The organism is uncultured Clostridium sp. (genome assembly GCF_963515715.1).
Classification (GTDB): domain Bacteria; phylum Bacillota; class Clostridia; order Clostridiales; family Clostridiaceae; genus Clostridium_AW.
In genome coordinates this window covers 46,533-65,028 of the sequence record NZ_CAUPZS010000018.1, presented here as the reverse complement: position 1 = coordinate 65,028, position 18,496 = coordinate 46,533, and the positions used below count along the sequence as shown (strand labels likewise).

Annotated in this window: 18 protein-coding genes; 15 read left to right on the top strand and 3 right to left on the bottom strand. The window is 32.0% G+C overall.

Going from position 1 to position 18,496, the window contains the following annotated elements:
- Nucleotides 1-63: 63 nt before the first annotated feature.
- Nucleotides 64-1,353, top strand: coding sequence for a glycoside hydrolase family 18 protein (locus RYO54_RS12955; protein WP_315119433.1), 1,290 nt, complete (start codon nt 64-66; stop codon nt 1,351-1,353).
- A gap of 191 nt (nt 1,354-1,544) precedes the next feature.
- Here RYO54_RS12955 and RYO54_RS12950 read toward each other — a convergent pair whose 3' ends face one another.
- Nucleotides 1,545-1,901 carry a hypothetical protein gene (locus RYO54_RS12950; protein ID WP_315119432.1) on the bottom strand — a complete coding sequence of 119 codons (357 nt, stop codon included), beginning with the start codon at nt 1,899-1,901 and terminating at the stop codon, nt 1,545-1,547.
- A gap of 216 nt (nt 1,902-2,117) precedes the next feature.
- Here RYO54_RS12950 and proC point away from each other — a divergent pair, with 216 nt between their 5' ends.
- A complete protein-coding gene (gene proC, locus RYO54_RS12945) occupies nt 2,118-2,930 on the top strand; it encodes a pyrroline-5-carboxylate reductase (RefSeq protein WP_315119429.1) in 813 nt (270 codons plus the stop codon).
- Between the two features lie 99 nt (nt 2,931-3,029).
- Nucleotides 3,030-3,503: a response regulator gene (locus RYO54_RS12940; RefSeq protein ID WP_315119427.1), complete on the top strand. Its 474-nt coding sequence runs from the start codon at nt 3,030-3,032 to the stop codon at nt 3,501-3,503.
- A 33-nt stretch (nt 3,504-3,536) separates the two neighbouring features.
- On the opposite strand, the gene RYO54_RS12935 is transcribed toward RYO54_RS12940, so the two are convergent.
- Nucleotides 3,537-5,453, bottom strand: a complete 1,917-nt coding sequence (locus tag RYO54_RS12935) for an ABC-F family ATP-binding cassette domain-containing protein (RefSeq protein WP_315119425.1) — start codon at nt 5,451-5,453, stop codon at nt 3,537-3,539.
- 192 nt (nt 5,454-5,645) lie between these two features.
- Between RYO54_RS12935 and RYO54_RS12930 the strand changes: the two genes are divergently transcribed.
- The 11 genes from RYO54_RS12930 (at nt 5,646) to RYO54_RS12880 (ending at nt 17,249) form a co-directional block, all read left to right on the top strand.
- A complete protein-coding gene (locus RYO54_RS12930) occupies nt 5,646-6,275 on the top strand; it encodes a redox-sensing transcriptional repressor Rex (protein ID WP_315119422.1) in 630 nt (209 codons plus the stop codon).
- A 295-nt stretch (nt 6,276-6,570) separates the two neighbouring features.
- Entirely contained in the window at nt 6,571-7,350 is a 780-nt protein-coding gene (locus RYO54_RS12925; RefSeq protein ID WP_315119419.1) for a short-chain-enoyl-CoA hydratase, read from the top strand.
- A gap of 12 nt (nt 7,351-7,362) precedes the next feature.
- Nucleotides 7,363-8,502 (top strand): acyl-CoA dehydrogenase, encoded by a 1,140-nt coding sequence (locus RYO54_RS12920; RefSeq protein ID WP_315119417.1) that lies wholly within the window; start codon nt 7,363-7,365, stop codon nt 8,500-8,502.
- 17 nt (nt 8,503-8,519) lie between these two features.
- Nucleotides 8,520-9,299 (top strand): electron transfer flavoprotein subunit beta/FixA family protein, encoded by a 780-nt coding sequence (locus tag RYO54_RS12915; RefSeq protein WP_315119415.1) that lies wholly within the window; start codon nt 8,520-8,522, stop codon nt 9,297-9,299.
- A gap of 16 nt (nt 9,300-9,315) precedes the next feature.
- Nucleotides 9,316-10,323: an electron transfer flavoprotein subunit alpha/FixB family protein gene (locus RYO54_RS12910; RefSeq protein WP_315119412.1), complete on the top strand. Its 1,008-nt coding sequence runs from the start codon at nt 9,316-9,318 to the stop codon at nt 10,321-10,323.
- Between the two features lie 84 nt (nt 10,324-10,407).
- The gene (locus RYO54_RS12905; protein WP_315119410.1) at nt 10,408-11,256 is read left to right on the top strand and encodes a 3-hydroxybutyryl-CoA dehydrogenase; all 849 of its coding nucleotides are present in this window, start codon (nt 10,408-10,410) and stop codon (nt 11,254-11,256) included.
- 191 nt (nt 11,257-11,447) lie between these two features.
- Nucleotides 11,448-12,341 carry a sulfide/dihydroorotate dehydrogenase-like FAD/NAD-binding protein gene (locus tag RYO54_RS12900; RefSeq protein ID WP_315119408.1) on the top strand — a complete coding sequence of 298 codons (894 nt, stop codon included), beginning with the start codon at nt 11,448-11,450 and terminating at the stop codon, nt 12,339-12,341.
- On the top strand, nt 12,341-13,732 hold the full coding sequence (gene gltA, locus RYO54_RS12895) for an NADPH-dependent glutamate synthase (protein ID WP_315119405.1): 1,392 nt from the start codon (nt 12,341-12,343) through the stop codon (nt 13,730-13,732). Before RYO54_RS12900 ends, gltA begins: the two co-directional genes overlap by 1 nt.
- A 56-nt stretch (nt 13,733-13,788) precedes the next feature.
- Nucleotides 13,789-14,679: a DNA glycosylase gene (locus RYO54_RS12890; RefSeq protein WP_315119402.1), complete on the top strand. Its 891-nt coding sequence runs from the start codon at nt 13,789-13,791 to the stop codon at nt 14,677-14,679.
- A 186-nt stretch (nt 14,680-14,865) separates the two neighbouring features.
- Nucleotides 14,866-16,353: a 4Fe-4S dicluster domain-containing protein gene (locus RYO54_RS12885; RefSeq protein WP_315119399.1), complete on the top strand. Its 1,488-nt coding sequence runs from the start codon at nt 14,866-14,868 to the stop codon at nt 16,351-16,353.
- Between the two features lie 194 nt (nt 16,354-16,547).
- On the top strand, nt 16,548-17,249 hold the full coding sequence (locus RYO54_RS12880; RefSeq protein ID WP_315119397.1) for a TVP38/TMEM64 family protein: 702 nt from the start codon (nt 16,548-16,550) through the stop codon (nt 17,247-17,249).
- On the opposite strand, the gene RYO54_RS12875 is transcribed toward RYO54_RS12880, so the two are convergent.
- Nucleotides 17,246-17,872, bottom strand: coding sequence for a TIGR01906 family membrane protein (locus RYO54_RS12875; RefSeq protein ID WP_315119394.1), 627 nt, complete (start codon nt 17,870-17,872; stop codon nt 17,246-17,248). The two genes, RYO54_RS12880 and RYO54_RS12875, sit on opposite strands and share 4 nt — an antisense overlap.
- Before the next feature lie 339 nt (nt 17,873-18,211).
- Here RYO54_RS12875 and groES point away from each other — a divergent pair, with 339 nt between their 5' ends.
- Entirely contained in the window at nt 18,212-18,496 is a 285-nt protein-coding gene (gene groES, locus RYO54_RS12870) for a co-chaperone GroES (RefSeq protein ID WP_315119391.1), read from the top strand.

The following is an 18,496-nucleotide window of genomic DNA, read 5'->3' as shown; positions in this document are numbered from 1 at the left end:
CGAACAGAAATAAAATAGGCGAATATAATAATTATGGTAGTATTTTAAAAGAAGGTAAATTTATTGAGTATTTATGTAGTCAAACCTGGAGATAGTGTTTGGTCTATTTCTAGGAGATTTGGAGTAACCCCCGAAAGTATTTTAGATGCTAATGGTATAGGGGAAGATACTGTTCTGGTTATAGGTCAATCATTGGTTATACCCTCGAAAGAAACGGCATATAGGGTTAGGCCAGGGGATACTCTTTGGAGTATTTCTAGAAAATTTGATGTATCAGTGGATAGCATAGTTCAACTAAATAATATTACGGATCCATCCTCTATTTATCCAGGGCAAATAATAAGAATCCCTGATAAGTCAAAAAACTATGGATACACTGAAGTTAATGCTTTTATTCAACCAAGTACACCGGAAAGAGAAAGAGCTATTTTAAGTCCATTGTTACCTTACTTAACTTATGTAAGTCCTTTTAGTTATCATGTAAATGCTGATGGTACATTGACTCCAATAAGAGATGAAACGATAATAGAAGTTGCTAGAGAAGGAGATGTTGCTCCACTATTATCTGTGAGCAATATAGCGGGAGCAAATTTTGATACTGAATTAATAAGAAATATATTAAATAGCGATCAATTACAGCAGACATTGATAAACAATATATTGAGCACCATAAAAAGCAAAGGTTATTATGGTGTCATAGTAGATTTTGAAAGAATTCCTCCAGAGGATAGAGAGAAGTATAATAATTTTTTGAGAAAGCTTGTAGCTGCACTGCATCCAAATTACATTGTTGCAACAGCATTAGCACCAAAGACTTATGATGTGTTAACTGGATCATGGCATGGGGCTCATGACTATAGAGCTCATGGTGAAATTGTGGATTTTGTAATTATTATGACCTATGAATGGGGCTGGTCAGGCGGTCCTCCTTTAGCTGTAGCACCATTAAACGAGGTAAGAAAAGTAATTAATTATGCAGTATCTGTAATCCCACCTAATAAAATAATGATGGGAATGCCTTTATATGGCTACGATTGGACATTGCCTTATACTCCTGGAGGGGAATTTGCTGAAAGCATAGGTAATCAAGAAGCTATTGAAAGAGCGGCTAGATACGGAGCTACAATCCAATACGATGAAAAAGCTCAATCACCTCACTATAGTTATATAGATGAACAAGGTAGAGAGCATGTGGTGTGGTTTGAAGATGCTAGAAGCGTAGAAGCAAAATATAAGCTAGTTAGTGAGTATGGACTGAGGGGAGTAAGTTATTGGGTGCTGGCAAGACCTTTCCCACAGAATTGGCAAGTGTTAGACGATATGTTTTTTATTGAGAAGGTAGTTAGTGGTTGATAATTGAGAATTCTTGTTTAAAAACCCCATGATTTTGAACTGAACCAACACGGACATTGTAAGGATACCCCTGATTGTAGGATAATTAAACTACGATTTGGGGTATTGTTATATCAATGAAAAAGGAATAAAGCATTTTGGAAAAGCAATAATAGAGGATAAAAGCTGTGTATTTTTGTTATTTAGGAGTTTTACTTTGGATTTCTAAAGTTCATTTTGTAAGTTACTAATATTAAACATAATAACATCAATATTGGATAGACAACTCCTATTGCCATCGGAATTTTTTTTATGTATGATAGACGAACTAAAGCAGTAACGATTATTATTTGCAAAATATTAAACCACTTAGGGAAATAATTTTGGCATTTAAACCATTTTTTCTTAACTTTTAAGAATTCAAAAGTAAATATTGATAAAACCACTAATATTATAAAAATATTTAAAGTAATTTTGCTTTCAGTAAAAAATACTAAAAATACTATTAGAGTAGATAACGCAAATATGAAAAAACTTTCTATAAGATATTGAATTCTATTTTTAGCCATATTAATAGTCTCCTTTAATTAGTTAAAGTAAATTATTAATTTTCTAGTAAATACACTATTATCAATATGTGTAAAATTATACTATATTGATAAATGTAAATCAATTATAAATGAGAAGTCTAGCATATTTATCGATTAAATAAAATTGCCTCGCAATTTTCATTTGTGTTATAGTAATAATATATTAATTTCCTTTATGGAATTGGAGGGATACATATGAGTAAGTTTATTGGAATTATAGGTTGTGGCAATATGTCTCAAGCTATAGCAGAAGGAATAGTGAAGTCCAATATTGTTGAATCTAAAAATATTATAATAAGCGATATGGATGAAGAAAAGCTAGATTATATGAATAGAAAACATGGAATAAATGTTACTAAAGATAATGGAGAAGTTACTAAAAACTCAGATATAATTATACTAGCTGTAAAGCCTAATGTTTATGGAACGGTTATAGAAGAGATAAAAGATAAGGTTAAGGATGATGTAGTAATTGTATCTATAGCAGCGGGCATAACGATAGAATTTATTGAGAAAAAGTTTGGAAAAAATATAAAGGTAGTAAGAACTATGCCTAATACTCCTGCGTTAGTTGGAGAGGGAATGACAGCATTATGCCACAACGATTTTTGTAGTGAAGAAGATACAACATATGTGATTGATATATTTAAAAGCTTTGGAAAGGTTGAAGTTATAAGTGAGAAGCTTATAGATGTAGTTCCAGCTATAAGTGGGTCATCACCAGCTTATGTTTATATGTTCATAGAAGCTTTAGCTGACGGAGGAGTGTTAGGCGGACTTCCTAGAGATAAGGCATATAAAATGGCGGCTCAGGCGGTATTAGGCGCTGCAAAAATGGTATTGGAAACTGGAGAACATCCAGGAGTATTAAAAGATAAGGTATGTTCGCCAGGGGGAACTACTATAGAGGCAGTATACTCTTTAGAAAAAAGCAATTTTAGAGGTGCAGTAATTAAGGCTATGGAAAAGTGTACTGATAAGACTATTGAAATGTCTAAGAATAGCTAAGAATGTTTTAAATAATATACTTTTATGGATTAATATTGAAATCAGTTCAGTTATAAGATAGAATGGTATTAACGATACTTACTTATTGTGAGGTAAGCAATGAAAAAAATATTGGTTATAAACGATTCTAAGTTTGAAAGCTATATATTAAAGGATTTATTAACTCAATTAGGATACGAAGTGAAAATCACTAATGAGTATTCTGCTATTTATGAGATCAATAATTATTCTCCTGATGTGGTTATAGCTAATTTAATTATGAAAGAAATTTCAGGTGATTTATTGATAAAGAAAATTAAGGACATGAAAAAAGATACTAAATGTCTTTTATCTTCATGTAATGATCTAAATATTGAGGATTATAGATATAATAAGGTGGATGGGATTATTAAAACTCCTGTGAACCTAGAGGGCTTAAGTGCAATGTTAAAGAGTTTTTCTACAGTAAATAATAAGGAGAGGTTTTCATTTTGTCCTTTCTGCGGAGGTAAGATAGGAGAGCAATTATATGCATTCTGTCCTTATTGTGGAAGTAGGCTTAAAGACGAGAACAAGTATAAAATAGGGTTGTAGCTTATTTGGCTACAACCCTTCCTTAATTCCCAATTATCCAATGAAGTTTTCCCATTCTGCATACAATTCCTCTATCTCTTTTTCTATTTTTAGAATTTTTTTATTCACTTCTTCGCTTTTAACTGGATCAGAGTATACTTCTTCTAGACAGAGATCATTTTGGAGTTCTACTAAATAACTTTCTTTATTAGCTATCTCTTCTTCTATATTTTTTAATCTTTGTTTATGTTCTTTCTCAGCTTTTTCAGACTCTCTTTTTTTACGTTTTTCCTGTTGTATTTGAGTTTTTGTTTTTCCTTCATTTTCTTCTTCATAATTATATCTTAACGGATTTTTTTTCTTTTCAACGTAGTAACTGTAGTTGCCCAGATATTCTTTAGCTTCATTTTCTTTAAGTTCATATATTCTATTGATCACTTTATTTAAAAAGTATCTATCATGGGAGATCACCATAACAGTACCGTCATACTCTATTATGGCATCTTCTAAAGCTTCACGAGACATAATGTCTAAATGGTTGGTAGGTTCGTCTAATAGCAATAGATTTGCTTCTGAAAGCATGAGCTTTAAAAGATTAATTCTACATTTTTCACCACCGCTTAATGTAGAAATTTTTTTAAAAACTTCTTCTCCTCTAAATAAGAAAGCTGCTAGGGCAGATCTTATCTCTGTAGTGGTCATATTAGGGAACACATCCCAAACCTCATCCAATATTGTTTTTTCAGGGTTTAAATCCGATTGTTCTTGATCATAATATCCTATAAACACATTTCGTCCTAAGACAATTGTTCCATTATCTTTAGATTCCTTCTCCATTATGATTTTTAATAGAGTAGTCTTGCCTCTTCCGTTTTCTCCTATAAGTGCTACTTTTTCGCCTCTTTTAACGTCCATGTGGATATTATTAAATAAATTATTTTCACCAAAACTTTTACTAAGGTTCTCTGCATGTAAAACATCGTTTCCACTAGTAATTTGAGCGGTAAATTTTATTTTAGCACCTGTTGGATCTTTATCAGGGGCATCTACTCTTGTTATTTTATCTAGAGCTTTCTGACGACTTTCTGCGGCTTTAATACTTTTTTCTCTATTAAAAGATCTATATCTTTCGATTATTTCTTCTTGTCTTTTAATTTCAGATTGCTGTAGATTATAAGCTTTTAGCTTAGCTTCAAAATCCTTTTTCTTAAATTCTATAAATTTTGTATAATTCCCATCATAAGAAATTATTTTCCCATTTGATAGCTCCATAGTTCTATTGGTTACTGAATCTAAGAAGTATCTATCGTGAGATATAATAATTATGGAACCTTTATATGATTTAAGATACTCTTCTAGCCATTCTATAGCATCTAAATCCAGATGATTTGTAGGTTCATCTAATAACAATATTTCTGGATTGAGGAGTAATAATTTACATAAGGCTACTCTAGTCTTTTGTCCACCACTAAGTATTCTTATTTCCTTATCATAATCATCCTCATTAAAACCAAGTCCCTTTAAAACACGAGAAATTTCACCTTTGTAGGCATATCCATTTTTATTACTATATAATTCTGTTGTAGCAGTATATTCATTAATAATCTTATTGTGGTAATCAGCCTTTTTAGCATCATAAGGTTCATTCATTTTTATTTCTAATTCTTTTAATTTTTCTTCTAATGAAATTAGCTCACTAAATACAGAAAGCATTTCAGAGTAAATAGTGCTATTGGAATCTAAGGCAAGGTGTTGAGATAAATAACCTACTTTTTTAGATTTATCAATAAAAAGCTCTCCGCCATCATAGTCAATAATTCCAGATATAATTTTTAATAATGTTGATTTTCCGGCACCATTAGGACCTATGAGACCTATTTTGTCTCCTTCGTTCACTCCTAAGGTAACTTTTTCTAATATTGTATCTATACCATAACTCTTATTTAAATCTTTACAACTTAAAATAATCATTTTATTCACCTCTTATCCTTATTATTGTACTATGTTATATACAAAATTTGTAGTTTAAATGTATTTATTATATAATAATAGCAAATAAATATATATAAGTAATATTACAAATTGAAGGAATCTTGTAGTAGAAATGTCAATGTTGTGATAAAATAAACTTGATATTAAAATTAATTCGTAAGAGGTGTGATAATGGACAAAAAAAAGAATATATCAATGGCTGTTATAAAGAGATTACCGAAATATCATAGATATTTATCTGATCTACTAAAAAATGATGTAGACAGGATCTCCTCTAAAGAATTAAGCAGAAAAATTGGATTTACAGCTTCTCAAATAAGACAGGATTTAAATTGCTTTGGCGATTTTGGTCAACAGGGATACGGATATAACGTAAGAGAACTATATAATCAAATTAGTGGAATATTAGGCCTTGACAGAAAATATAGCATGGTAGTGCTAGGAGCAGGTAACATAGGGCAGGCTGTTGCTAACTACACTTATTTTGAAAGACTAGGATTTGAACTAGGGGCTATTTTTGATATAAATCCAAAGCTTGTGGGTATCAAAATCAGAGATATTGAAATCAAGGATATTGATACATTAGAGGAATATCTAAAAAGTAATCAAATTGATGTTGGGGTAATTTGTGTGCCGAGCAGAAGTGCTCAAAGAGTATGTGATATTTTAACAAAAAATAATGTTAAGAGTATATGGAATTTTGCACCAGTGGATTTACAGGTGCCAGAAGGAACACATACAGAAAATGTACATTTAAGTGAGAATTTATTGACATTAAGTTATCTAATGAGTCATGAATAACAGCATGATGAAAGAAATTTAATTGTCAAAAACATATCAATGAAAAGCCTTTCCGATGTAAAGCTTTATATCGGAAAGGCTTTTTTATCTAGACTTTAGCTAAAATTTAACTAAGTATTAATAAACTATGAAATTATTATATTTATGTTAAATATAAAAGTAAATTAAACTTTTATATTGAAAAAAAATTTATAAAAGTATATAATATATAAGAGCGAGATTATTATATTTTTTTAAAATAATTTGTTATATAATTAACAAATTAGTCGAAAAAATAAGGGGGGACAAACCTACTATGGAGTTTAATAATGTTTTATTCGAAAAAGAAGGTAATATAGCGGTTGTTACCATTAATAGACCTAAAGCATTAAATGCTTTGAATTCAGAAACGTTAAGAGAGTTAGATGTTATAATTGATAACTTAGCGGATGATGAAGAAGTATTGGCAGTGATACTTACAGGAGCTGGAAAGGCTTTTGTTGCTGGAGCAGATATAACTGAAATGAAAGATTTAAATACTGTTCAAGGAAGAAAATTTGGATTACTTGGAAATAAAGTGTTTAGAAAGCTTGAAACTTTAGAAAAACCTGTTATTGCAGCGGTAAATGGTTTTGCTTTAGGTGGAGGATGCGAAATATCAATGGCATGTGATATAAGAATAGCATCTCAAAAAGCAAAATTTGGACAACCAGAAGTAGGACTTGGAATTACTCCAGGATTTGGAGGAACTCAAAGATTACCAAGATTAGTAGGAACATCAATGGCAAAACAATTGATTTTTACAGGGGATATTATTGGAGCTGAAGAAGCTTTAAGAGTTGGATTAGTAAATAAAATTGTTGAACCAGAAAAACTTATGGATGAAGCAAAAGAAATGGCAAAGAAAATAGCTGGAAACGCACCTATAGCTGTAAAACTTTGTAAAGCAGCTATAAATAGAGGAATACAGTGTGATATAGATACAGGTATAGCTTATGAAGCAGAAGTATTTGGTGAATGCTTCTCAACTGAAGATCAAAAAGAAGGTATGACAGCATTTGTTGAAAAAAGAGATAAGTGCTTTAAAAATAGATAGGAGGTAGGAGTAATGAACTTTGCATTAACTAGAGAACAAGAATTTGTAAAACAAATGGTTAGAGAATTTGCTGAAAATGAAGTAAAACCAATTGCAGCAGAAGTAGATGAGACAGAAAGATTCCCTATTGAAAATGTTGAAAAGATGGGTAAATTAGGAATAATGGGAATTCCATTCCCTAAAGAATATGGTGGAGCAGGTGGAGACGTATTAGCATACGCATTGACAGTAGAAGAATTGTCAAAAGTGTGTGGTACTACAGGAGTTATAGTTTCAGCTCATACTTCCTTATGTGCTTCAGTAATATATGAACACGGAACAGAAGCTCAGAAACAAAAATACTTACCAGACCTTTGTGCAGGTAAGAAAATAGGAGCATTTGGTTTAACTGAACCAAACGCTGGTACTGATGCTGCAGGACAGCAAAGTGTTGCAGTTGATATGGGAGACCACTATCTATTAAACGGAACTAAAATATTTATAACAAATGGTGGATATGCGGATGTATTCATAGTATTCGCTATGACAGATAGATCTAAAGGAGTAAAAGGAATCACTGGATTCATACTTGAAAAAGGAATGCCTGGATTCTCCATAGGTAAGGTTGAAGAAAAGCTAGGTATTAGAGGATCTTCAACAACTGAACTTATATTTGAAGATGTAAAAGTTCCAAAGGAAAACCTAATTGGAAAAGAAGGAAGAGGATTTGGAATAGCAATGAAAACTCTTGACGGAGGAAGAATTGGAATAGCAGCTCAGGCATTAGGAATAGCTGAAGGTGCTTTTGAAGAAGCTGTAAACTATATGAAAGAAAGAAAACAATTCGGAAAAGAATTATATAAATTCCAAGGATTATCATGGATGATGGCAGATATGGAAGTAGCTATAGAGACCGCAAGACTTTTAGTTTACAAAGCTGCTTGGAAAAAACAAAATAAAATGCCATATTCAGTAGATGCTGCTAGAGCAAAATTACATGCAGCTAACGTTGCTATGGATGTAACAACTAAGGCTGTTCAGATGTTCGGTGGATATGGATATACTAAGGATTATCCGGTAGAAAGAATGATGAGAGATGCTAAGATAACTGAAATATACGAAGGAACTTCACAGGTTCAAAAATTAGTTATATCAGGAAATATCTTTAAATAATAGGAGGGTTCGAGTAAATGAATATAATTGTTTGTTTAAAACAAGTTCCAGACACAACTGAAGTTAAAATAGATCCAGTTACAGGAACTCTTATAAGAGAAGGTGTTCCATCAATAATAAACCCAGATGATAAAAATGCTTTAGAAGAAGCTTTAAGATTAAAAGACGAAAATGGTGCAAAAGTAACTATAGTATCAATGGGACCACCACAAGCTGAAGTTGCATTAAGAGAAGCTTTAGCAATGGGTGCTGATGAAGCTATATTAATATCAGACAGAGCATTTGCAGGTGCTGATACGCTAGCTACATCAAGAGTTCTTGCAGCAGCAGTTGATAAATTAGAATATGATATAGTATTCGCTGGAAGACAGGCTATCGATGGAGATACAGCACAAGTTGGACCAGAAATAGCTGAACATTTAAACTTACCACAAATAACTTATGTAGAAAAAGTTGAAGTGGCTGGAGAAGAATTAAAAGTTAGAAAAGCTTGGGAAGATGGATATGAAAATATCAGAGTTAAAATGCCAGTGCTTCTAACAGCTATAAAAGAATTAAATGAGCCAAGATATATGAGCGTAGGCAATATATTTGGAGCTTTCGATAAAGAAATAAAAGTTTGGAATGCAGATTTCCTAGGAGTAGATAAATCCCTTCTTGGACTTGCTGGTTCACCAACAAAAGTTAAGAAATCAACTACTAAGGAAGCAAAAGGTAAGGGAGAAGTTGTTAACTTACCTGCTAAAGAAGCAGCAGCACTTGCAGTTGCAAAATTAAAAGAAAAACACTATATCTAGTAGGAGGGATTTGAAGATGAATATAGCAGATTACAAAGGTGTTTGGGTATTTGCTGAACAAAGAGATGGACAATTACAAAAAGTTTCTTTGGAATTAGTTGGAAAAGGAAGAGAAATTGCAGATAAATTAGGAGTAGAATTAACAGCTCTACTTCTTGGAAATGACATGGATGAAGCTTGTAAAGAATTAGTAGCATATGGTGCTGATAGAGTTATATATGCTAAACATCCACTATTAAAACATTACACAACAGATGCATATACTAAGGTGATTTGTGAAATAGCAAATGAGAGAAAACCTGAAATAATATTAGTTGGAGCAAGCTACATTGGAAGAGATTTAGGACCAAGAGTTTCTGGAAGACTAGAAACAGGACTTACAGCTGACTGTACAGGACTTGATATTGAAGAAGGAAAAAACCACTTATTAATGACAAGACCTGCATTTGGCGGAAACCTAATGGCTACAATTATATGTACTGAACATAGACCACAGATGTCAACAGTAAGACCAGGGGTTTTTGAAAAATTACCTAAGGATACTGGAAGAAAAGGTGAAATTGAAACATTATCAGTGAATCTAGAACAATCAGATATAAGAACAAAGGTAGAAGATGTTGTAAAAATAGCTAAAAATGTTATGGACATCGGAGAAGCTGAAATACTAATATCTGGTGGTAGAGGAGTAGGTTCAAAAGAAGGATTCGACATATTAAAAGAATTAGCTGACCTTATGGGTGGAAGCATAGCAGGATCAAGAGCAGCTATAGACAATGCTTGGTTAGATAAAGCATACCAAGTAGGTCAAACTGGAAAAACTGTTAGACCTAGAGTATATATAGCTGTTGGAATTTCAGGTGCAATTCAGCATTTAGCTGGTATGCAGGATTCAGACTTCATAATAGGTATAAACAAAGATGATTCAGCTCCGTTAATGAAGGTTGCAGACCTTGCATTAGTTGGGGATTATAAGAAGATAGTACCTGAATTAGTAGCTCAATTAAAGGAAAAGATAAACAACTAATAAAGTGATATACAAGTTTGTATTTAAATACAAACTTGTATCCTTTATAATAATAATTAATACATAAATTAGGAGGGGTAGTTTATGAAAAAAATATGTGTTTTAGGTGCGGGAACTATGGGAGCAGGAATTGCTCAAGCTTTTGCGGTAAAAGGATATGAAGTAATATTAAGAGACATAAAAGACGAGTTTGTTGAAAAAGGTTTAAACGGAATTAATAAGGGCTTATCAAAATTAGTAGCTAAAGGAAAAATGACTCAAGAGGACATGGATGCTATTTTATCAAGAATAACAGGAACAGTTGATTTAAATATGGCAGAAGATTGCGACTTAGTAATTGAAGCTGCTATAGAAAATATGGCAATCAAAAGAGAAATATTTGGTGACCTAGATAGAATATGTAAACCAGAAACTATATTAGCATCAAATACTTCTTCTCTTTCAATAACTGAAATAGCTACAGCTACTAAAAGAGCAGATAAAGTTATAGGAATGCACTTTTTTAACCCAGCTCCAGTGATGAAGCTAGTAGAAATAATAAAAGGTATGGCTACATCACAGGAAACTTATGATGCAGTTAAAGAAGTTTCAGTAGCAATTGGAAAAGATCCAGTTGAAGTTGCAGAAGCTCCAGGATTTGTTGTAAACAGAGTATTAATTCCAATGATAAATGAAGCTGTTGGAATATATGCAGAAGGAATAGCTTCAGCAGAAGATATTGATAAAGCTATGATGCTTGGTGCTAATCACCCAATGGGACCTTTAGCATTAGGTGATCTTATAGGATTAGATGTATGTCTTGCTATAATGGATGTATTATATAGCGAAACTGGTGACTCAAAATATAGAGCACACTCATTATTAAGAAAATATGTAAGAGCTGGCTGGTTAGGAAGAAAATCTGGAAGAGGATTCCATAACTACGCTAAATAAAAAAGCTATCTAATAAAAAACCATTGGACTTTACCAATGGTTTTTTATTATGGAAAAATTTAAAGAATAAATGAAAATTTGTTTCCCATATATTAATTGTTAAATAAATAAAGTTGATAAAGTGTATGAAAGTCCTATATAATCAATATTATGATAGTCAAAATAATTTCAAAGAATTTGGAGGAGAAGTTATGTACGAAATTTTAGAAAAGGAATTATTAGCTCCAAATATTTATAAGATGGTTGTTAAAGTGCCTAGAGTGGCGAAAGCAGCTAAACCTGGTCAATTTATTATAGTAAGAGTTGATGAGAAGAGCGAAAGAATTCCCCTTACAATTTGCGATTATGATAAAGAAAAAGAAACGGTTACAATAGTATTTCAAACCTTAGGTGCTTCAACTATTAAGATGAGTAAACTTGAAGTAGGAGATTATTTTAGAGATTTCGCAGGACCATTAGGAAAGCCATCTGAATTTATATATGAAGATATAGAAGAGTTAAAAAATAAAAATATAATCTTTATAGCAGGAGGAGTTGGTACTGCACCTATTTATCCTCAAATAAAATGGTTAAATTCTAGAGGGATAAATGTAGATGTAATTGTTGGTAGCAAAAATAAAGAGCTATTAATTATGGAAGAGGAAATTAAAAAAGAAGTATCTAATTTATATGTAGCAACAGATGACGGATCTTATGGATACAAAGGATTGGTTACTGATCTTCTAAAAGATTTAATAGATAAAGAAAATAAAAAGTATGACTTAGTTATAGCTATAGGTCCTATGATAATGATGAAATTTATAACTAAGCTTACTAAAGAATATGATATAAAAACAGTGGTTAGTTTAAATACCCTCATGGTAGATGGCACAGGTATGTGTGGAGCATGCAGAGTAACTGTAGGAGGAGAAACTAAATTTGCCTGCGTAGATGGTCCTGAATTTGATGGTCATCTTGTGGAGTTTGATGAAGCCTTAAGAAGACAGAGTATGTATAAAGGGGAAGAAAAGAAAAAACTTTTAGTAGAAAAACAAAAAGAAGAAGGGCACATTTGTCGTATAGGATTAGGAGGGGAGGAAAAGTAATGGCTAACTTAAAGAGAACAGCAGTAGGAGAACAAAAGGCCGATGAGAGAGTAAAGAATTTCACAGAAGTATGCTTAGGCTATAGTGAAGAAGAGGCGGTTAAAGAAGCAGAAAGATGTCTTAATTGCAAAAATCCATTATGCGTTCCTAAGTGTCCTGTAGCTATTAATATCCCAGAATTTATCCAATGCATTAGGAAAAGAGATTTTAAAAGAGCAGCAGAAATAATAAATGAATCTAGTTCCCTTCCAGCTGTTTGTGGAAGAGTTTGTCCTCAAGAAACTCAATGCGAAGGAAAATGTATTTTAGGTATAAAGGGTGAGCCAGTAGCCATTGGTAAGCTAGAAAGATTCATTGGAGATTGGTCAAGAATTAATAATATAGATTTATCTGTTAAAACAGATAAAAAGAGTGAAAAAGTGGCTGTCATAGGAAGTGGTCCTGCAGGGCTTGCCTGTGCTGGTGATTTAGCAAAAATGGGATATGGTGTAACTATATTTGAAGCCCTACATGAACTAGGGGGAGTTTTGGTATATGGTATACCAGAATTTAGACTTCCAAAGGAGACTGTGGTTAAACATGAGATAGATAATGTAAAAAAGCTTGGAGTAGAGATAGAAACAGGCGTTGTAATAGGTAAGACATTAACCATAGACGAACTTTTAGAAGAAGAAGGCTATAGTGCAGTATTTGTTGGTTCAGGAGCAGGGCTTCCTAAATTTATGGGCATACCAGGTGAAAATTTAAATGGTGTGTTTTCTGCAAATGAATTCTTAACTAGAAGCAATTTAATGAAGGCATTTAAAGAAGATTATGATACTCCAATTAGAGCAGGTAATAAGGTTGCTGTAGTGGGTGGAGGAAATGTTGCTATGGATTCGGCTAGAACTGCAAGAAGACTAGGTGCAGAAGTACACATAATATATAGAAGATCAGAAGATGAGCTACCAGCGAGATTAGAAGAAATTCACCATGCTAAAGAAGAAGGAATAATTTTTGATATTCTTACGAATCCAATGGAGATAATCGGAGATGAATTTGGATGGGTAGAGGCAATAAAGTGCATAAGAATGGAATTAGGTGAGCCAGATAGCTCGGGAAGAAGAAGGCCAGTAGAAATTAAAGGATCAGAATTTGTAATGGAAATGGATACTGTTATAATGGCTCTAGGCACTTCCCCTAATCCGTTAATAGCATCTACTACTGAAGGACTAAATATAAACAGATGGGGATGTTTAGATGTAGATGAAAACACCTGCAAAACTTCCAGAGAAGGGATATTTGCAGGAGGGGATGCGGTTACAGGAGCAGCTACTGTAATACTTGCTATGGAAGCTGGGAAAAAGGCAGCTAAGGGAATAGATGAATACTTAAGAGGAAAGAATAAGTAATAAAATTGCGAGGCAACTAAAAAATTGCTTCGCAATTTTTAAAAGGAGGAAATAAAATGGATTTTGAATATGTAGAAGAAACTGAAATAGAAAGTATACCCGCAGTTATGGTGAAAAATGTGGATAATTTTGAATTAGCTCACATTTTTGAATGTGGACAGTGTTTTAGATGGAATAAAACCGAAACAGGTAGTTATATTGGAGTAGCCTTTGGCAAGGTTATTGAGGTAGAAAAAAAGGGCAATGATGTATTGATATATAATACAAATGAAGAAGAGTTTAAAGATATTTGGGTAGGGTATTTTGATTTGTATAGAGATTATTCAGAAATAAAGACTATTCTTAAAAAAGATAGTTTGTTAGAGAAGTCTGTTATATTTGGAAATGGAATAAGACTACTACAGCAAGAGCCTTTTGAAATAATAATTTCTTTTATTATTTCAGCAAATAACAGAATACCTATGATAAAAAGAGCTATAGATAAGATAAGCAAAAAATGGGGGGAAGCAGTAGAATACAAGGGTAACACCTATTATGCCTTTCCTACTATAGACAAATTAAAAGATGCCACTGAAGAAGAACTAGAGCTTTGTGGAACGGGGTTTAGAGCTAAATATATAGCAGATACAGTAAATAAAATATATAATAAGGAATTTGATATAGATTGTATTAAGGAAAAAAGTGATGATGACTGCCATAAAGCATTGCAGAATTTTATGGGAATAGGTCCTAAAGTAGCGGATTGTATCATGTTATTTTCTATGGGAAAATATTCAGCTTTCCCAGTAGATGTCTGGGTTAAAAGAGCTATGCAACACTTTTATTTGGCACCAGATTTATCTCTAAAAAAGATTAGGGATTTTGGTAGAGATAAGTTTGGAGAGGTATCAGGTTTCGCTCAACAATATCTTTTTTATTACGCAAGAGAAAATAATATATTAGTATAAAAATCAGACTAATCTTATGTAAATTGAAGAAAATTTAAGTTCTTTAAAGCTGATGTTCGAATTTATCAGTATACAAGTAAAAATGTGTATTAATTTTTTATGAGTTTCTGTTATAATATATATGATAAGAATTTAACAATCAAAGTTAATAGCTTGTTTATATATATTTAGGAGGAATTATAAAAAATGATAACCTTTGAAAATCAATTGAAAAAATTGAAGTATCTAGTATTAAAAGAAGTAGCTAAGATGACACTAGAAAACAGATTAAATAAAGAAGAACTAGAGAGAATGCCTTTTGAAATAATAAACGGAGACAGGGCCGAATATAGATGCTGCGTGTACAAAGAAAGAGCAATAGTTTACGAGAGGGCGAAACTTGCAATGGGTTGCCTGCCTAATGGACAAATTGCAGAGGAACTTGTAAATGTGGAAGATGAGGATCAAATTGTATATGTAATTGACGCTGCTTGTGATAAATGTCCTATAAATAGATTTGTGGTAACGGAAGCTTGTAGAGGATGTATACAACATAAATGTGTTGAAGTTTGTCCAGCAGGAGCTATAACTAGGGCAGCTGGAAGAGCATATATTAATCATGAAACCTGCAAAGAATGCGGCTTGTGTAAAGAAGTTTGTCCGTATAACGCAGTAGCTGAAGTAATGAGACCTTGCAAAAGAGTATGTCCTACAGGAGCTTTAAAAATGAATCCAGATGATAATAAGGCAGAAATAAAAAAGGAAGACTGTATTAATTGTGGTGCTTGTATGTCTGCATGTCCATTTGGAGCCATATCAGATAAGAGTTTTGTTGTAGATATTATTCGTGATATTATGGATAAAAAGAAAGTATATGCAATCGTTGCTCCAGCCATTGCAGGACAGTTTGGACCAGAGGTAAAAGTAGGGCAGATAAAGGAAGCTTTAAAGAAAATAGGATTCACAGATATGATAGAAGTTGCTTGTGGAGCAGATGCAGTATCAGTTCATGAAGGTAATGAATTAATTGAAAGGCTTGAAAGTGGAGATAAGTTTATGACTAGCTCCTGTTGTCCTGGATTTCTTAGCTATATAGAAAAGAAATTTCCAGACTTAGTGGATAAAATATCAGGAACAGTATCCCCTATGGTAGCTACAGGAAGAATGATTAAAAAAATGGATGAAGATGCTATGATTGTATTCGTAGGGCCTTGCACAGCTAAAAAGAATGAAGTAAAAAGAGCAAGTATAAAGGATGCTGTAGATTATGTCATGACTTTTGAAGAGATTACAGCCCTTATGGGAGCTTATGATATATGGCCATCAGAGTGTGAGGGAGTAGAAACCAATGATGCGTCAGTTTTTGGAAGAGGATTCGCACAAGGTGGAGGATTAACTTTAGCTGTACAGAACTATGTGAAAGGCTTAGGAACTAATATAGAACTGAAACCAGTTAGAGCAAGTGGATCAGATGAAGTAAAGAGAACTATGATTATGGCTAAGGTTGGAAGATTATCTGGTAACTTTATTGAGGGAATGATGTGTGAAGGTGGATGTATAGGTGGTCCAGCGACTATGGCACCAATGGCCAAGGTTAAATCTCAATTAGCTAAGTTCTGCAAGGAATCTGATAAAAAAGATGTAATTGCAAATGACATGTTAGAAAAATTTGAAGGTGTCAATTTAGAAAGATAATTAAGTTAATATAAAATAGTGTAAATTTTGAAGGCATATAGCGCTAAAATATATCTAAACAGATATTTCGGCACTATATGCCTTATATATTATAATATTAATGTAGAATTAAGGAATTTTTATGCTCTTTTGAGTTACAATATACAGTAAGATAATAGTTAGAAAAACAAATTTGTGATTAAGGGTGTATAAAAATGAGGAAATTTGATATAAGAGATTATAAATCAGAGATAGCATTGGGAATTTTAGTATTATTGTTTGCTTGGGTTGGATATGAATATTATTATCAATATCGTTATTTGGTGAAAAATCCAAGGCAATTAAAAGAAATTATAATGTCTTATGGCAGATATGGAATCTTAGTATTTATTTTGATGCAAGTCGTCCAGGTGATAGTTTTTTTTATCCCTGGGGAAATAGTTCAGATTACAGGAGGGTACATTTATGGTACAATTTACGGAAGCTTAATATCTTTAGTAGGAATATGCTTGGGAGGATTAATTTCCTATAGTATAGCAAGGGTGTATGGTAAGCCTTTTGTTTGCAAAATAATATCAAAAAAGCAGGTTAAACATTTCGACAAGATACTAAGCTTGGGCAGCGTAAATTATATAGTATTTCTACTTTATTTAATACCAGGAATACCTAAAGATGCTTTAGGATACATATGTGGCATTTCTAATATTACCTTTAAAAATTTCGCCTTATATTCTACCTTAGGAAGAATACCAGGCATTATTATATCAGCTTATTTTGGAGCTAATATAGGTGAGAAGAATAAAACCATATTAATTTTAATAGCTGTATCTATGACTATATTATTTATAATAGGAGTTTTAAAAGGCGAGAGAATAATAAGGGATATATTAAAAAAAGATGAGAACCAGATAGTTTAAATCTGGTTCTTTTTATATAATAAATGATTTAAAAAGCTAAGTATTATTATAAAGATGTTTATTAAAATACCGCAATGCATGAAAAAATCTTGAGGAAGCATGTTTATAACAGGATCCTTGGCTGGATCGAATATCCAATAATCATTACTAAAGAACAATTTATGAAATATAACAAAAACCTTATCAAAGTTTATTAAAAATGTAATAAGTAAAATTAAAGGTATGCTTATTAAAAATATGCTCACATATTTGAAAACTGTATAGTCTTTATTTTTTTTGCAATAATGTAAAGCTAGAATTGTGATTATGCTGCTTATAAAAAATAAGTAATCTAATTTTATAAATATATTTTTAACCTCCCGAAAGTGTAAAGCTCCCTCATCAGATGAAGGAAGGTTTGGTATTTTAAAATCTTCTTTATTGTGAGAAGTAATATATTTTATTAAATAATTATAATTTTGTTTAATATCTTCTATAGAAAAGCCGGAATTCTCTACTATATTTAAGTGTTTAATATCAAAGCGGTAAAGAGGTTTAAAATTAACGGTAAGTTTTACAGCAGAAATTATAAAGAACAATGAAATAAATATTGAAAAAAGTATATTTACAAATCTTTTATTCATGACAATCTCCTTTGCTTTAGCTACTCATTTATCATTTTAAATTATAAAAATATATCTATTTCTAATTATAATGCTTTATAATCTATTGTAAATATGAAGTTTTAGAAGATTTAAAAGGGATTTGGAGTAAAAAATAGGAATAGGGCAATAAATAAAGATATGTATGAATATTTTGCCATAATCATGATATAATACAAAATAGATTCAATTATTAGAGTTGATATAATAAATGGTATTATTTATTATTATAATTGTATTAGCACTCGTAGATGATGAGTGCTAACAAGAAAAGTTTTAAATTTCATTATTATATATAAAAAACATTAAGGAGGGGTTTAAATGAGAGTTAGACCACTTGGTGACAGAGTTGTTATTAAAAGAATTGAAGTTGAGGAAACTACTAAAAGTGGAATAGTTCTTCCAGGAAGTGCAAAGGAAAAACCACAAGAAGCTGAGGTTGTTGCAGTTGGTCCAGGAGGAATGATCAACGGAAAAGAAGTTGTAATGGAAGTAAAAGTAGGAGACAGAGTGCTGTTTTCAAAATATGCAGGAAATGAAGTAAAGGTTGACGGAATTGAATATACAATATTGAAACAGGATGAAATTCTAGCTGTTCTAGAATAA

Bases quoted from the DNA above. Each gene is read 5' to 3' on its own strand.
- RYO54_RS12950 (WP_315119432.1), bottom strand. From the start codon at position 1,901: ATGGCTAAAAATAGAATTCAATATCTTATAGAAAGTTTTTTCATATTT.
- proC (WP_315119429.1), top strand. From the start codon at position 2,118: ATGAGTAAGTTTATTGGAATTATAGGTTGTGGCAATATGTCTCAAGCT.
- RYO54_RS12940 (WP_315119427.1), top strand. From the start codon at position 3,030: ATGAAAAAAATATTGGTTATAAACGATTCTAAGTTTGAAAGCTATATA.
- RYO54_RS12935 (WP_315119425.1), bottom strand. From the start codon at position 5,453: ATGATTATTTTAAGTTGTAAAGATTTAAATAAGAGTTATGGTATAGAT.
- RYO54_RS12930 (WP_315119422.1), top strand. From the start codon at position 5,646: ATGGACAAAAAAAAGAATATATCAATGGCTGTTATAAAGAGATTACCG.
- RYO54_RS12925 (WP_315119419.1), top strand. From the start codon at position 6,571: ATGGAGTTTAATAATGTTTTATTCGAAAAAGAAGGTAATATAGCGGTT.
- RYO54_RS12920 (WP_315119417.1), top strand. From the start codon at position 7,363: ATGAACTTTGCATTAACTAGAGAACAAGAATTTGTAAAACAAATGGTT.
- RYO54_RS12915 (WP_315119415.1), top strand. From the start codon at position 8,520: ATGAATATAATTGTTTGTTTAAAACAAGTTCCAGACACAACTGAAGTT.
- RYO54_RS12910 (WP_315119412.1), top strand. From the start codon at position 9,316: ATGAATATAGCAGATTACAAAGGTGTTTGGGTATTTGCTGAACAAAGA.
- RYO54_RS12905 (WP_315119410.1), top strand. From the start codon at position 10,408: ATGAAAAAAATATGTGTTTTAGGTGCGGGAACTATGGGAGCAGGAATT.
- RYO54_RS12900 (WP_315119408.1), top strand. From the start codon at position 11,448: ATGTACGAAATTTTAGAAAAGGAATTATTAGCTCCAAATATTTATAAG.
- gltA (WP_315119405.1), top strand. From the start codon at position 12,341: ATGGCTAACTTAAAGAGAACAGCAGTAGGAGAACAAAAGGCCGATGAG.
- RYO54_RS12890 (WP_315119402.1), top strand. From the start codon at position 13,789: ATGGATTTTGAATATGTAGAAGAAACTGAAATAGAAAGTATACCCGCA.
- RYO54_RS12885 (WP_315119399.1), top strand. From the start codon at position 14,866: ATGATAACCTTTGAAAATCAATTGAAAAAATTGAAGTATCTAGTATTA.
- RYO54_RS12880 (WP_315119397.1), top strand. From the start codon at position 16,548: ATGAGGAAATTTGATATAAGAGATTATAAATCAGAGATAGCATTGGGA.
- RYO54_RS12875 (WP_315119394.1), bottom strand. From the start codon at position 17,872: ATGAATAAAAGATTTGTAAATATACTTTTTTCAATATTTATTTCATTG.
- groES (WP_315119391.1), top strand. From the start codon at position 18,212: ATGAGAGTTAGACCACTTGGTGACAGAGTTGTTATTAAAAGAATTGAA.